The sequence below is a fragment of the Mycetocola miduiensis genome (assembly GCF_900115155.1).
Classification (GTDB): domain Bacteria; phylum Actinomycetota; class Actinomycetes; order Actinomycetales; family Microbacteriaceae; genus Mycetocola_A; species Mycetocola_A miduiensis.
The window spans coordinates 243,990-258,557 of the sequence record NZ_FOVM01000003.1 but is presented as its reverse complement, the minus strand read 5'-3'; the positions used below and the strand labels follow the sequence as shown (position 1 = coordinate 258,557).

General features: G+C 61.9%; 14 protein-coding genes. 11 read left to right on the top strand and 3 right to left on the bottom strand.

Annotation, left to right across the window (positions count from 1 at the left end):
* The first annotated feature begins 422 nt into the window (after positions 1 to 422).
* Both BM197_RS16255 and BM197_RS07070 read left to right on the top strand, forming a co-directional pair.
* Positions 423 to 587, top strand: coding sequence for a hypothetical protein (locus tag BM197_RS16255; protein ID WP_177216756.1), 165 nt, complete (start codon positions 423 to 425; stop codon positions 585 to 587).
* Positions 588 to 767: 180 nt separating this feature from the next.
* A complete protein-coding gene (locus tag BM197_RS07070) occupies positions 768 to 1,403 on the top strand; it encodes an NAD(P)H-dependent oxidoreductase (protein ID WP_090710067.1) in 636 nt (211 codons plus the stop codon).
* Between the two features lie 37 nt (positions 1,404 to 1,440).
* Here BM197_RS07070 and BM197_RS07065 read toward each other — a convergent pair whose 3' ends face one another.
* Positions 1,441 to 2,859 carry a PucR family transcriptional regulator gene (locus BM197_RS07065; RefSeq protein WP_090710065.1) on the bottom strand — a complete coding sequence of 473 codons (1,419 nt, stop codon included), beginning with the start codon at positions 2,857 to 2,859 and terminating at the stop codon, positions 1,441 to 1,443.
* Between the two features lie 87 nt (positions 2,860 to 2,946).
* Here BM197_RS07065 and BM197_RS07060 point away from each other — a divergent pair, with 87 nt between their 5' ends.
* From BM197_RS07060 to BM197_RS07020, 9 genes are all read left to right on the top strand, one after another.
* Positions 2,947 to 4,269 (top strand): flavin monoamine oxidase family protein, encoded by a 1,323-nt coding sequence (locus BM197_RS07060; RefSeq protein WP_245762433.1) that lies wholly within the window; start codon positions 2,947 to 2,949, stop codon positions 4,267 to 4,269.
* Complete coding sequence (locus BM197_RS07055; protein WP_090710063.1) at positions 4,266 to 4,613, top strand: cupin domain-containing protein; 348 nt, start codon at positions 4,266 to 4,268, stop codon at positions 4,611 to 4,613. Before BM197_RS07060 ends, BM197_RS07055 begins: the two co-directional genes overlap by 4 nt.
* Positions 4,614 to 4,854: 241 nt before the next feature.
* On the top strand, positions 4,855 to 6,408 hold the full coding sequence (locus BM197_RS07050) for an aldehyde dehydrogenase family protein (RefSeq protein ID WP_218151840.1): 1,554 nt from the start codon (positions 4,855 to 4,857) through the stop codon (positions 6,406 to 6,408).
* 86 nt (positions 6,409 to 6,494) lie between these two features.
* On the top strand, positions 6,495 to 7,832 hold the full coding sequence (locus BM197_RS07045; RefSeq protein ID WP_090710061.1) for a flavin monoamine oxidase family protein: 1,338 nt from the start codon (positions 6,495 to 6,497) through the stop codon (positions 7,830 to 7,832).
* Positions 7,833 to 7,834: 2 nt separating this feature from the next.
* Positions 7,835 to 8,041 carry a hypothetical protein gene (locus BM197_RS07040; RefSeq protein ID WP_090710059.1) on the top strand — a complete coding sequence of 69 codons (207 nt, stop codon included), beginning with the start codon at positions 7,835 to 7,837 and terminating at the stop codon, positions 8,039 to 8,041.
* Between the two features lie 8 nt (positions 8,042 to 8,049).
* Positions 8,050 to 9,456: a purine-cytosine permease family protein gene (locus BM197_RS07035; protein ID WP_090710058.1), complete on the top strand. Its 1,407-nt coding sequence runs from the start codon at positions 8,050 to 8,052 to the stop codon at positions 9,454 to 9,456.
* A 115-nt stretch (positions 9,457 to 9,571) separates the two neighbouring features.
* Positions 9,572 to 10,978, top strand: coding sequence for an NAD(P)/FAD-dependent oxidoreductase (locus BM197_RS07030; protein ID WP_245762432.1), 1,407 nt, complete (start codon positions 9,572 to 9,574; stop codon positions 10,976 to 10,978).
* Between the two features lie 192 nt (positions 10,979 to 11,170).
* A complete protein-coding gene (locus tag BM197_RS07025) occupies positions 11,171 to 11,491 on the top strand; it encodes a DMT family transporter (protein WP_090710056.1) in 321 nt (106 codons plus the stop codon).
* Positions 11,492 to 11,881, top strand: a complete 390-nt coding sequence (locus BM197_RS07020; RefSeq protein ID WP_090710054.1) for a DMT family transporter — start codon at positions 11,492 to 11,494, stop codon at positions 11,879 to 11,881.
* A gap of 368 nt (positions 11,882 to 12,249) precedes the next feature.
* Here BM197_RS07020 and BM197_RS07015 read toward each other — a convergent pair whose 3' ends face one another.
* Positions 12,250 to 13,938: a PucR family transcriptional regulator gene (locus BM197_RS07015; protein ID WP_090710053.1), complete on the bottom strand. Its 1,689-nt coding sequence runs from the start codon at positions 13,936 to 13,938 to the stop codon at positions 12,250 to 12,252.
* A gap of 213 nt (positions 13,939 to 14,151) precedes the next feature.
* Positions 14,152 to 14,538, bottom strand: a complete 387-nt coding sequence (locus tag BM197_RS07010) for a hypothetical protein (protein WP_090710051.1) — start codon at positions 14,536 to 14,538, stop codon at positions 14,152 to 14,154.
* Positions 14,539 to 14,568: the final 30 nt, after the last annotated feature.

Below are 14,568 nucleotides of genomic sequence, written 5' to 3'. Positions count from 1 at the left end.
CGAATCCGCCTGGATCGGCGAAGACGAATGCGTCAACGTCGCTTGGCGTACTCGAGGATCTCGTCCGGTGTTCCGCTGAACTGTCACGGCGGGAAACGGGAACGCCCCGAGTCTCGAGCCTCGGGGTGTTCCCGTTCGTCGCTGAGCACCGTCGGAAGCTGGGGGCCTCCGTCGTGGCGGCCACGGGCGGCATGGGGACGGAGTGTCCCGTGCCGTCTTGAGGTCGCGATCACAGTGCGCGAGCACGGCGCGGCAGCGCGGTTCAGCTTCTTTGGGCTGCATACCAGACCCAGTCAGCCCGACCACAAATGCCCCGATAGAACCAAGTTTCTGTCGAGGCTGTTTCTTGCGCGGAACGGAATCCCGTCCAAGACCCGTCCGAGAGCAGAGGGATCGTCGTCGGGATAAGTCACAATGGGGCCATGGCGAAGATCAGTGCAGAGGGCGTGTTGGGCGTCGGTCTCGGCGTACTCGGCATTGGTTTCGGAGCCACGCTGCAATATCCAGAACCGTCGGGGATCACAGATGAGGTGAGCCGTTCCTCGCGTGGGCTTCAGGCGCGCCTGTTGCGGTTGGATTGGTTTTGATCGTCCTTGCAGATCTGGAGCTATGGGCCGAGATCGCTACCGTCGCATCGTTTGGGGACTTTCGACGAGCAGATCGTCAGGAACGCGAAGGCACAGAGCGCAATCAAGCGGTAACGCCCGCGGGGTCGAACACACCTTTGGCATGTCGCCCTGCCACTGCCCGTCGGAAGGAGAACGATAGTGCATACCCTCATCGTCGTAGCCCACCCAATCCCCGGCTCACTCAGTCACCACCTCGCGAAGGAGCTCCGCGATGACTTGACCAGATTGAGTTCTGGCGCGAGTGCTGAAGTCGTGGATCTGGCTGCGGAGGGGTTCGACCCCCGATTCACCGCGCGCGACCACGCCGCCTACCGCGATGGTGGTGGCTATCCCGCAGACGTCATCGCGGAGCAGGCGCGCATCGAGCGGGCAGACAACCTAGTTCTGATGTTTCCTGTGTATTGGTGGTCGATGCCCGCATTGCTGAAGGGATGGGTCGACCGAGTCTTCAGTAACGGGTGGGCATTCAGCTACGGCCGGGCGACGGGGTCGACGCCGATGATGAAACGGTTGACCATCCACCTGGTGCCCATCGCCTCAGGAGACGCTGAAGGATACGCACGACATGGCTACGAATCTTCGCTGAGGAATCAGATCGAGCACGGGATCATCCAGTACTGCGGTGCCCGCCTGGGCACGACGACTTTCGTTTTTGATTCTGAGACGAGACACCCGGACTCGTTCGCGCCGCTCGTTCGCGCCACCGCCGATGCCGTTCTTGCGATGGGGCTCGGCACTGTGGAACCGTTGCAATCGGCGCTATTTCCGGAGTAGCGGCTCTGGCCGGGCGCATTTGCGAGGACGATTCCGATTAGCTTGGGTGTGTTGCCAGCCAGGCCTGATATGCGATCCAACTGGAGGACAAATCCGCTGTCTTGGAGAGGCTAAGACTGGTCGCTTCCTCAATCTTGCCGAGTCGGTACGACAGAGTCTGCCGATGGATTGCGAGTTCCTCCGCTGCTTCGCGCCACTTGCGGTCGTGTCGCAGGTAAGCGAAGAGTGTTTCCCGCAGCATCGTGGCACGGGCCGAGTCCTCCGCAAGTGGCCCCAACACGCCCGCGACTATGTCGGTTGCTTCCCGGTGCGACCGCGTGAGTACCGATACGGAGAACCCCTCAAATTCGGTCCAGGCGCGCGTGGAGAGCTGGCCTGCGGCCAGTACGTTGCCGGCTTCAACCGCGGCTGTGCGAGTGTCGTGATAGTCAGAGAAGATAGACGAGATGCCTGCCTGCCCAGCCGCCCCCTGAACCTGTTCCCGGAAATCGGCCATCGCATCAACGGGGACCAGAGCGAGATGATATACCCGACCCGCACCGACGATCACGGGCAATTTCGATGATGCGGCTGCTCGCGCGACCGCCGCTTCATCCGCGCGGGGAAAAGCTACTAACCGAAAGCCGTCTGAAGGCAAATGCGGCGCAATGAACGCGCCGATATCAGAAGGAATTACCCCATTGAGAAGCGAAAGCATGATCTCTGCGGATTCCTTCGCCCGGCGATCAGCTGCGTCGAGGATCCGGTCGACAGTAACCTCCATCACCTTCAGAAGATGAACCAGGATGAAGCTATCAAGTTCTTCCCCGGCGTACTCGGACAGCTTCAACTCTGCCGCGTGATGGCCCTCGAGAGGGTACGAGCGCCGGGACGTGTGGGTTGTAGCCCGAGCGGATTCCCCGTCGTGGGCTGAAGACAGGACACGCAAGCCGGAGGCTGAGTCAAATACTTCGATATCGACCCCGAGGAATGAGCTAATGGCGCGCACCAGCGCGGCGGCGTCATCATCGGCGTATGCAGCCAGATTGTAGAGCTTGCTCAGCTTCAACACCTGGAGGGTCTGATTGGTGGAGTTGGCGGCCGCGACGTGACGGGCGATCACCGCGTAAGGAGTGCGTGACCCAGCCAGCAGCACCGGGAAGCCTCGGCGATCGGCCTCGGCAAGCATCTTAGCCGTGATCGGGGGCGCCGTTTCGTGATCACCGATCATCATGCCGGCCAGGCCGGCGTCGTCGAGCCTTGCTACGAACGACGCTTGTTCGTTTGCTTTCCGCGGTACGCACAATCCCACGGTCATGAGCAGTTCATTCGGGCCCAGCCACTGTTCCGGATCCGGCATCTCACAGCTGTGTGCCCACAGTACTTCGCGAGACCGGCCGTCTCCGCCCGCCAACAGGCTCGTGTCGAGGCTGGCAGTAGCGATGAGATCTGCGACGGTAAGGACTTCGGTGGCCATTGCGCAACTATATACGCAAGTTCAATTCACGCCCTGAATTCTTATCGAGGGCTAATTCCGCTGCGGCGGAAGCTCGCCCTAGCTTGGGTGCAGCGTCGTCGCGAGGAAGACGAATCATCGGAAGGTTGGGTCGTTGAATTGAAACGGGTTGCAGTTCTGGGAGCCGGCCTGGCTGGCCTCGCCGCAGCGAGGCAGTTGGCGAAGTCGGGCGAGGATGTAACAGTCTACGAAGCTCGGAGTCGCGCGGGTGGCCGGGTCTGGTCAGATTCCGTCGGCGTGGACGGACGCGAGTATGTGGTGGAACGCGGAGCCGAGTTCATCCTCGATGGCTACTCCTCAATGCGACGACTCCTGGTCGAAGCAGGACTTGAACTCGTGGACACCGGTATGAGCTACTACGTTCGGGAGCCGGGCGACTATCCCGCGGTCACCACTGACGACATCGTGGCTCTCGGCCGTGTCGCTGTCGCAGTCGCCGACAGGCTTGGTGGAGCGCCTTCAGCCGAAGAGGTAATCTCGCGGCTCCGGGGTCAGCGCGACGTGATCGAGGCGCTGCGAGCAAGGATTGAGATTTCGACGGCGGTGAGCGCGCACGCAGTGACGGCGACTTCGCTTGAAAGCATCGCTGCGTTCGAACCCAAGCCGAGTTGGCGGGTGGCGGGCGGCAATCAGCAACTTCCCGACATCATGGCCGAGCGGCTCGGCGATACCATCCGCTTCGGATCGAGCGTGCTTCACGTCGAGAACCTGGAGGGCGGTGGTGTCCGCGTCGCAGACGGGGCCGGCAGCGAAACTTTCGACGCTGTCGTCGTTGCACTTCCACTTGCCGTGGTGAAAGATCCCGCCACCATCACTCTCCCTTCGAATTCGGCGCGGGAGGAGGCTCTTCGTGGTGTCGTTCAGGGCCACGCCGTCAAACTGCACGTTCCGCTCGTAGCAGTCCCACACTCCAGCGCCGTAATGTCCGTGCGTGATCGGTACTGGACCTGGACGGCACTCGACGCCACCGGAGCAGTCGCCCCCGTGCTCAACGGATTCATGGGATCCAAAGAAGCAATCGACCGTGCCGGCGTCCTGAACTCGCCGAAAAGGTGGGCTGAACAGGTCCGCCGACTTCGCCCAGAACTTGAGATTGCAGCAGAGGCCGAAATCCTGACCACCATCTGGTCGGAGGACCCGCTCTCCCGCGGAGCATACTCCGCCCATGCTCCAGGAGAAGGCCTCAGCCGATTTCCGGCCAACGTCCTCGAACAACCCATCAAGAACGTCTTTTGGGCGGGAGAGTACGCCGACGCTGAATTCACAGGACTCATGGAAGGAGCGATTCGTAGTGGAGAACGCGCCGCGGAGCGAGTGCACGCTCAGCTCAAAAACCAATCCAACCCCGCGCCAGCAAGGAGCTCCGCATGAACGTCATCCATAACGTCGCCGAGATCACGTGGCCGGAACCTGCGGAAATCGCCGCCGACCGCGTCACATCTGGCTCACCAACGGCAAGCACCCTGACCTTGCACAGCACGAAAGCCGCCGAGTTCGGACTCTGGTATTCGACACCCGGCGCGTTTACAACCAACCACGAGGGATACGAGGAATACTTCCACGTGATCGAGGGTGAGGGAGAGCTCGTCCGCGATGACGGCTCGAGGATTCCGTTGATTGCCGGCACCACCGTGTATCTCGAAGCCGGATGGCGTGGTCGTTGGGTGATCCGGAAAACGATCATCAAGTCCTACACAACGGTTGTGGGCGTATGACCGGCGCCCGGACAGACAGTGCGGTCTCCCGCGAGGAGATATTCGCCCCGATTCTGTACCTCGCTGTCAAGTGCACGGTAATGGCCACCTGAGCGAGCCCCCAAGACAGGACGCGTCGTCAGACGTTTCAGTCTCAAGCCCAACAAATTCGAATAATTCATATCTGGGTACGATTCGGTACCTGGCGATAGTCCACTTGAATCATCCAGTAACACCTCACGACCGAACCAAAGGAAAGACAATGTCGTCTACTACACCCGTGTCGCCCCTCGAGATGAGCCCCTCAGACGGAGCCGCTCAGATCCTTGAGTCCGTGTCCGACCAGTATTACGGTGTCGGTGGTCTCACAGCTGCAAGTGGGGCACGACGAGAGATCGTTCTCGATCCCGCCACGATGAGGCCGCTCGGCAGCTTCGTCGACCCGACCATCGCTCAGATCGAGTCGGTCATCACCGCTGCGAACACAGCCCAACAGATGTGGAACGCACGTACCGCGTTGGTGCGGGCTGAACTGCTGCATGAAGTTGCTACCTCCATGCGCCAGCGAGCGCGTCTGGTGGCCGAGATCATGACGCTCGAGACCGGGAAGCCATTCAAAGAATCTGTCGACGAGATCGGCTGGGCCGCGTCTGCACTCGACTACTACGCCGAAATCGGTCGACACTCCATTGGATCAATCCATGGAACAGCCGTCGCCGGTCAGACCCATTTCACGATCAAAGAGGCCATGGGCACGGTCGTGATCGTCCTCCCCGCCAACTTTCCCATCCTTTTGCTCATGTGGTCTGCCGCAGCGGCGCTGGCCGCCGGCAACTCGGTCGTCGTCAAGCCTTCTGAAAACGCGAGTCTCACCACCTTGGCCTTCATGCAGGCTTTCGAAGCGCTTGACCCCGGACTCGTTCAGTGCCTGCCTGGTGGCGCCGAAGCAGCCAAACACCTCGTCGCGCACCCGGATACTCATATGGTGGCATTCACCGGAAGCGTTCCGACCGGGCGTGCGGTGGCGAGGGCATGCGCGGACACATTCAAACCCTTCTTGATCGAAGCATCCGGAAGCGACTCCTTCATCGTTATGCCGTCGGCGCCGATCGAGGTAGCCGCGCAAGCTGCAACATTCGCGGCGTTCCTCAACTGTGGACAGGTCTGCACCTCTGCAGAGAAAATCCTGGTTCATGAGGATGTTTACGACGATTTCATGACGGCTTTCGTTCGAAACGTCCAGCAGCTGCGTATCGGTCACGGCCTCGATCGTGTCGACATCGGCCCCATGGAGAACCGGAACGAACGCGCGCGAATCGAATCGCTGTTGGCGCGCGCGGTGGAACAGGGTGCACGAATCGTCATCGGCGGCTCTCGCCCTGAGCTCGGCGGCGACCTCGCCGACGGCTACTTCTTCACTCCGACGATCATCGAGGGCTGCAACACCGGCATGGACCTGTACACCCAGGAAGTGTTCGGACCGATTGCTCCTGTATACAAGGTATCCAGCTTCGACGAGGCGATCGAACTGACGAACAACTCCCCATTTGGTTTGGGAGCGACGCTGTACTCGACCGACATCGTCGAAATCGACCGGGCCCAGCGTGAGCTGGTCACCGGGATGGTGTGGGTCAACGCACCCCTCCTCGACAACGATGCCGGCCCATTCGGCGGCCGCAAGCTTTCCGGTATCGGTCGGCAGCTCGGGGCCGAGGGCCTGGACACCTTCCGGCACACGAAGCTCGTCATGGTTGACCCCACCGCCTCCGTACAGGACTTCTGGTGGTTCCCGTACCAGGACGAAGAAGCCTGGTAATTCCGCACCGGGCTATACGCTCGACCCACATTTTCAACTCAGTACCCGGGCACAAAAGCGCCCTCAACCCGAATGGAGAACTGTCAATGGAGTCAGTTGATGTTATTGTGATCGGCGCCGGTTTTGCCGGTGCCACCGCTGCGAGAGATTCGGCCGAAGCCGGCCACTCTGTGCTGGTCTTGGAAGGGCGAGACCGTCTCGGCGGACGCACGTGGTACAAGCACTTCCGTGGCAAGGAGAAGGCACTCGAGTTCGGCGGCACCTGGATTGCACCCGATCAACAGCGCTACGTCAAAGCTGAGATCGAACGCTATGGACTCGAGCTGTTTCAGAGCCCCACCTACGACAAATTCGGCTGGGGCATCGGCGGAGAAATCATCAACGCCCCATTCCCGTTTCCCGCCTCAGACTGGCCGGCTCTTGAGCGAGTGATCGCGCGCATCGACTCGGACTCAGACCGCATTCGCTTCTATGAAGAGCCGCTCGGACAACCCGGACTTGAAGATCTCGACATCCCGTTCAGCGACTACGTGGACCGCTTCGACCTTCCAGACCGTGTCCGTGATTTCATCCTTGCGTGGCCCGCGTTCTACTTCGGTGCCTATCCAGACAAACTGTCCGCCCTGCACGTCCTGTCGTGGAACACGGGTTTCGGCAGCGCCGTCGGCTGGTACCTCTTCCTGGTGGACAAAATCGTCGGCGGAACCGGGGTACTGATCGAGCGAATACTGCACGACCAGCAGCTCCGAGTTGAGTACAACGTCGACGTCAGACAGGTCAGGGACCATGGCGACCACGTCGTGGTAACCGCCGAGGACGGCACCCAGTACACGGCGAAACACGTCATCGTCACCGCGCCGATCAACACGTGGGAACGGATAGACTTCAGCCCCTCCCTGCCCTATTCACACCAAGCGATGGCGACCGAAAAGCAAGCCGGCGAGTCTGTGAAAATCTGGGCGCTCGTACCCAAACAGGACGAGGCATTCTTTGGGGTAGGCATACACACAACTTTGAAATGGCTCGCCACGGAATACACGACGGACGAGGGGAGCTACCTGTGTGGCTTCGCGTCCGCTGAGGCAGACCTCGACGGCAGCGACCTCGAAGCAGTCACGCGCGCTGTCCAAGAATTTCTCCCGGGTATCGAAGTGCTCGATTCAGACTCTCACGACTGGAACAACGACAAATTCTCCAACGGGACCTGGATGGCGTACCGCCCTGGACAGGTCATCGCCCACTCGCAGGCGCTGCAGCAGCCCCACGGTCGCGTCTTCTTCGGCAACTCCGATCTAGCGTCCGGATGGGCCGGCTGGTTCGATGGTGCCATCGAATCCGGGGCTCGCGCAGCCGCCCAATCAAACGAGAAACTCCACGCCGCCTCGGCGGACGCCGACGCCGACCTGCTCGTCGAACAGGGCTGATCATGAGCATTCATAACGCCGACGCCATCACAACAACCACCGTCTCGAACATCACCGCCGACATCTATCAACGCGAGATGCAGACTCGCCTCAGAGAGTGGCACTCCAACGCCCTCGAACCGAAGCTCCACGGCCGCCAGTATCTGCCGCTCATCATCCTCACCGTTGTCTTGCCCATCGGCGCGCTGATTGTGGGGTGGTTCCTGTGACAACATCCATGGATGGAGTTTCGGTCTCCGGCACCGAAGGGTCACTCCCGCTGCTGTCCAGCGAGCGACAGTGGAAGCCCAGAACACTGTTCTTCAGCTCCGCACAGGCCGCCGTGGCCACCTGGTGTTTCATCATCGGTGCCTACGTGGCCTATTACCTGCCGGCCGGCAAGGGCACAATCGTCATGCCAGCCGCCATGCTCGCCGGCATGTTCCTGGTCTGGCTCGCGACCGTGCCGATGGCCACCCGATACGGACTCGAAGCGGTGCGATCGACCCGAGTCGTGTTCGGTAACCGCGGATCACGCGTCAGCGTCGCCCTGATCTTCCTGTTCACGATCGGATGGGGCACAACCCTCATGATCCTCAGCGGAAAATCGGCGGCGTACCTTGCTGTTGCGCTCGATTTGATCCCAGCGGAGCTGTCATGGATAGTGCAAGGTGCGACCAGCATCGTGTGTCTTGTCGTCGTGTTCCTCTTCATTAGCCGCGGCCCTGGCATCCTTCGGCGGGTCGGCCCGATCGTGGCGACGTCGGTGATCGCACTAGGCCTCATGGTCATCATTGCGATCGTCGCCTCCCTCGGGTTCGAGAAACTGTTCGCTGCCCAACCCGCCTTCGCGAGTGACAACCCCATCCTCGACTACACAACGGGAATCGAACTGATGCTCGCCACAGCGTTGTCTTGGTGGCCATATGTCGGGGGCATGAGCCGCTTCAACAAAGGCACTCGAAAGTCCATCCTCCCGGTGGTTCTCGGACTTGGTTTGGCCGTCGCGATCATCTGCCTGATCGGTCTCTATTCCGAACTGCTCTTTCCTGGATCCGCTGGAAACCCGATCGCTGGGCTCTTCCAAATGGGGGGCCTCGCTTTAGCGCTGCCGGCATTCGCCTTTGTCATCATCTCCAACATAGGAACGACAATGGTCGGTGTCTACACCGCTGCCCTGGCATTGAAGCAGCAGCCCTCGATCGATGCGAGGCTGAGTTGGCGTCGCGCGACCGGGGTGTCTGTGATTGTCTCGATTGCCGTCATCGTGTTCGCGGCTGAACCGTTCTACGAGAACTTCGGTACCTTCCTGACGCTCTCCGCCGTTGTCTTCGGGCCACTCTGCGGGCTGCAGATAGCGGACTATTTCATCGTCCGCAGGCAGCAGCTCGACATCGATGGTCTGTTTAGCGACTCACGTGGATCGGCATACTGGTACACCGGCGGGTTCAATCTCGTCGGCTTCATCAGCCTTGCTGTCGGCATGGTGGTCTTCTTCTTGATCCTCGACCCGATCACCTTCACGTCCGCCCCGGTGTTCCCATACACCACCGCCACTCTGCCCGCGGTGGCAACGACGATGCTGGTCTACATCGTGCTGATGAAACTCACTTATCAGCGCCGCAAAGCGAGAATCCTCGCGTAGCAGACTGCACGGCGCAGGCCCCCACGGGCGACCGATGAGGGCCTGCGCGGCACCCCAATGAACGCACTCCACCGTGAACGTGGGCGGGACAAATCGAGGAAGACAGGAACCTCTGGTGAGCAATATCCAAGGACTCAGCAACACCTTCGCCAACGGGGGAGTCTCGTACTGGCTGCGCGACTCCGGCCGCCCATCTGTTCGTTCCGCGCTGACGGGACCGATAGAGGTTGACGTGGCCATTGTTGGCGCAGGCTTAACAGGGCTCTGGACTGCCTACTACTTGAAGCAGAGCGACCCCACGTTGACGATTGCGGTTCTGGAGCAGGAGTTCGTCGGATTCGGCGCTTCAGGCCGCAATGGCGGCTGGATGAGCGCGAAACCGGCGGGATTGTTCCGGCACTATGCACGTGAAGGCGGGCATGCCAGCGCTATCGCCCTCCAGCGAGAGATGTTCGGCGCCGTTGACGAATCTGTCCGCGTGGCCAATGCAGAAGGGTTTGGCGAGCACGTCGACAAGGACGGTCTCATCCATGTGGCAACCAACCCGGCTCAACTCACACGGATGCGCTCCAATCTCAAGTCGCTGCGTCAGAACGGCTGGGGTGACGACGACTTGTTCGAGTTGAGTCCGGCAGAGCTCTCGGACCGCGTCCGAGTCCGTGGCGCCCTTGGCGCGTACTGGACCCCTCATTGCGCCCGCGTGCACCCCATGCACTACGTCCAGGGCATCGCGGCCGCGGCGGAGCGCGCTGGGGTCCGGATATACGAAGGCACAACGGTGACGGCCATCAGCCCACACGTCGTCACCACAGACAAAGGAGAAGTGGGCGCTCGGAACATCGTTCAGGCAGTGGAGGGCTACACGAGTTCTCTCCCGGGACAGAGGCGTCGGCTCCTGCCGATGAATAGCAGCATGATCGTCACCGAACGCCTTAGTGATTCCGAACTGGATTCCGTCGGCTGGAATGGCGCTGAGTTGCTCGGTGACATGGCGCACAGCTTCGCGTACGTCCAGCGCACCGCTGATGGTCGGATCGCCCTCGGCGGCCGGGGGGTCCCGTACAACTTCGCATCAAGCTTTGATAGGGATGGGAAGACGGCTCAGAAGGCGATCGGCCAGCTTGCGACGCGGCTCAGAGAGCTGTTCCCCGGACTTGGCCGAACCCGCCTGCATCACTCCTGGTCGGGAGTCCTCGGTGTGCCTCGCGACTGGTCGGCGGCTGTGACCTACGACCCTGCCGCCGGGATCGCTACCGCTGGCGGCTATGTCGGACACGGCCTAAGCGGCACGAATCTCGCCGCGCGGACCGTGCGTGACTTGATACTTGGCGAACAGACTGCGCTGACGGCTCTTCCCTGGGTCAATCACAGGGCGAGAAACTGGGAAATGGAACCGCTGCGGTGGATCGGCGCCTCGACACTCTATTCGGCATACCGGTTCGCAGATCGACGCGAATACGAGACCGCCAATCCCCGCACGCATATAGCGGCCCGGATCGCAGATGCGGTTAGCGGACGCTAGGTTAGCGTCGACGTTCGTTTCTGGGCGCCACCCGCTGACCAGGATAGGACGGTAGCGGCAGGTGACGTGGCCCAGCTCCCGTCCTCTTCTTGCGGTGCCGATCCGCAACTTGGCGAAGGGGAAGCGAAGGCGGAGCCCAGCGGTAGATAGGTGGCAGTGGAGCAACGAAGGTTTGTACGTAAGGGAGCAGAAATGACGTGGATATTGTTGGGTCTCGCCATCGCCGCAGAAGTTGTTGCCACTGCCGTGCTACCCCGCACTGAAGGTTTTCGTCGGCTTGCGCCCAGCATCGCGGTCGCTTCCCTCTATGTAGTTGCCTTCTATTTCTTGGCGCAGACGTTACGAACTCTTGAGTTGGGGATCACCTACGCTCTCTGGGCTGGGATCGGCACTGCCGCTATCGCACTGATCGGAATCCTTTACTTCCAAGAGTCCGCCTCGATGAAAAAAATCGGCGGAATCCTGTGCATCGTCGCCGGCGTCGTTGTGCTCAACCTTGGAGGCGTAGCCTGAATGAGCGAAGTGACACGTGATACACCGGTCCTGGGTCCACGCCTGGCAACCAGTTGGCTGCTTTTATTCGGCGCAATCGCGCTGGAAGTTGTGGCGACCAGCCTGCTCCCGACCACTCAAACGTTTACCCTGCCGGTGCCCAGCGGGGTGGTCCTTATTCTCTACGCGATGAGCTATTTCTTGCTTTCTCGTTGTCTCGGGCGCATTCCACTCGGGGTCGCCTACGCGGTGTGGTCGGGGGCGGGTACGGCAGCTGTTGCTGCGATTGGTATTGCCTTACTGGGAGAGGAAGCGACCGTGCTCAAAGGGGCAGGAATTGGCCTGATCATTGTCGGTGTCGTTGCAGTGAACCTTCCCGAACGGGCGAGGTCAGCACAGATCAGCCCGTGAGAGAAATCTCCGAACGAACGGTTCACGTGCATAGCGCAACTGGCGGAGTCAGCGCACGCCATTCCAACTACGAGAACCCACTTCCGCCCCGACGTCCACGGTCTCGGGCGAAGTTGCACGGTCCGAATCAGCGGGTCAACCCCTCCATCCCTCCCGTCGTCACGTTGAGCGATCGTGAGGTGGACTTCTTCCTGCCGGCCGTTTGCACGGACCGTGGGCAAAATGAGTCCGCTCGGGTCACGACAGCGATCCGAGAGATGAGCGGGGATCTCCCAAGCCCAACGCTATGAAGCCTTCTCTCCGCCGACGGAGAAGGAGGCCGCTCCAGGCTTGCATTCGCCATGCGCACATCCGATTTATGAGGGCGTTCAAAGCGAGCCGCCACGAACCGCCGCGGAGGCGCGCGTCGCGACGTGCAGGTGGAACCGGGTGTCTGGATCGGACAGGTCGCGACCGGTCAACTCGCCGATACGGCCCAGCCGATACCGGACGGTGCTCCGGTGGACGATCAAGGCCGCGGCCGTGCGGTCGTAGTTCCCGCCGGAGTCCAGGTGCACGCTCAGAGTGTGCACGAGCTCGGAGTGGTGCACCCGGTCGTGATCGAGGAGGACGCCGAGCCACTCCTGCACGAAGCTCTCCACTTCCGCACCGCCGTCGCTGCTGTCCAGTATCCGGAGCAGGCCGAGATCGTCGTGATTGCTGAGCCCGTACGGTTCCCGCGACTCGGTTCGGATCCGCAGGGCTCTGCGCGCCTGTGCGAACGATGTCGGCAAGTCAGCCACGGAGCAGCGTCCTCCGACTCCGATCGACCCCTTCGGGCTGCCGAAGGCGATTGCGAGCTGCTCGTAAAGCCCGGACCGGTTTCGATCGTCCGCGACGACGGCCATGGCCGAGTCCCGATGCGACGAGTCTCGATACTGCGAGACCAGCGCCGGGACCTGCAGCGCCGTGAGCGCTTGCCGGAGTGCTGCACCGGTCTGGATTCCCTTCGGGGAAGGGAGCACCCACGAGGCGAGCACGACTCGCTGAGGCTGGCCAAGGTCGTAATGGAGTGCCTCAGCGCGGATCCGTGATCCTTCGGCGTCCGCTCCCGACACCAGATCGGCGGCAAGGTCCCGTCCGAGGCGCAGTTCGATCTCAGCCAGATTCCGGCGATGGCTAAGCTCAATCGCGAGGGAAGTGCTCGCATACTCCAACGCGATCCGATCGTCGTCCGTCACGGTGTGGTCCGCATCGAGTATGCCGACGAAACCGAGGAGTTGGCCGTTCGAGCGGACGGCGGACGCGCACCACTCCTGAACGGCCCGGTCGGTCGTCGGCAAAGTGTCGTCTTGCTCGAGAGCCGCTCTCGGCCCTCGCTGGTCCTCGGGGGCGGCTCGTGCCCGCTCGTCGCCGAAGGAGTCCTGAAGCACCGCGGGCCGTCCGGTCAGCGCGCGGAGCGCCTCCAGGATCGCGGTCTCACCCCCGCCGGAGGCCACGGCTGTCGCGAACGAATCGCGGACGCGCTGCCGCGCCCCGAGCCGCTGAATCGTGCTCGACATCGCCTGATTCATGTCGGCCTGAGCTTCACTGTGCTTTCGGAGCTCGGCAGTCCGGCGGCGCTCGCGAAGGAGCAACTCGGAGGTCGCTAGCGCGGCTCCCGTCGGTTTTGCGAGTGCGCTCAGAAGGAACAGCTCATCGCTGGACGGCGGTAACTGCGACCGGATGACGAGACACCCGTGCTGAACCGAATTGCCGGCGAGGAAGAGGGCGTACCGCCAAGCGCCGTCCGTGCTCGGGAGAACGCCGTCGGCATAATCGGCGGCCTCCACCAGGAGATCCAGCTTCGCGTCGGGCGCGCCGGAGAACCTGCGCAGACGCCCCTGTTCGACGGTGTAGGTGGCGATCACCGTGCAGGCCGAGATCGCGGCGACCGTGTTGCTCGCGATGCGGAACGTGTCGCTGGGGGTCGGGCGCTCGAACATCTCCGACCCCGCCAGGAAGATTCGATACAGCCACGAGTGCGGGCCGCCGTCAGAGACCGGCGCTCCCGCGCTGGTGGGGTCTGAGCCGCCCATCCCGTGACCACCTCTCGATAGAAGGCTACGCGTCGATAGAAGAAGGCTACGCGCGTTGCCATGGTCACGCGACGCACATCTTCACCGAGGCTCCTGTCTGCCCAGGTTCCGTGGTTTCGCCACACAGCGGTGAGGCAGCGTGCTCGTGCCCTCGGTTTGTCAGCGTCGAGACAGCTATGGAGGGGGCGGCGGTCACTGCATGCCCGTATCAGATTAGCTGTCCCGCTTCCGCCGCAGCCGCTCGGCGAGCTGTCGCGCCTTTCCTTTCGCCTCCTGCTCCAGCCCGGTGGCGAGTTCGTGAAGCTTCCGGAGGGGTTCGATGTGCCTCGAATCTTTCGAGGAGGACGCCTGCTCCGAGGACTCGTCCAGCGGGATGATGATCTCCTCGCGCGCGATCGTCACGACGAACGCGGCACCGTCGGGATCGAGGGCGATGCCGACCGGCACATCGCCGCCAGTCTCCGGGTCGACCGCAACTGCAGTGACGACCAGCCCTGCGCCATCGGTCGCCTCGATCACTTCGACCTGCGTCAACGGACCTGACTGGACAGCCGCGATGAACTCTGTTTCGATCGGTGTCGGCTGGATTTCGCTGGCCATGAACGGCTCCTCGGTATCGGAATTTCGACG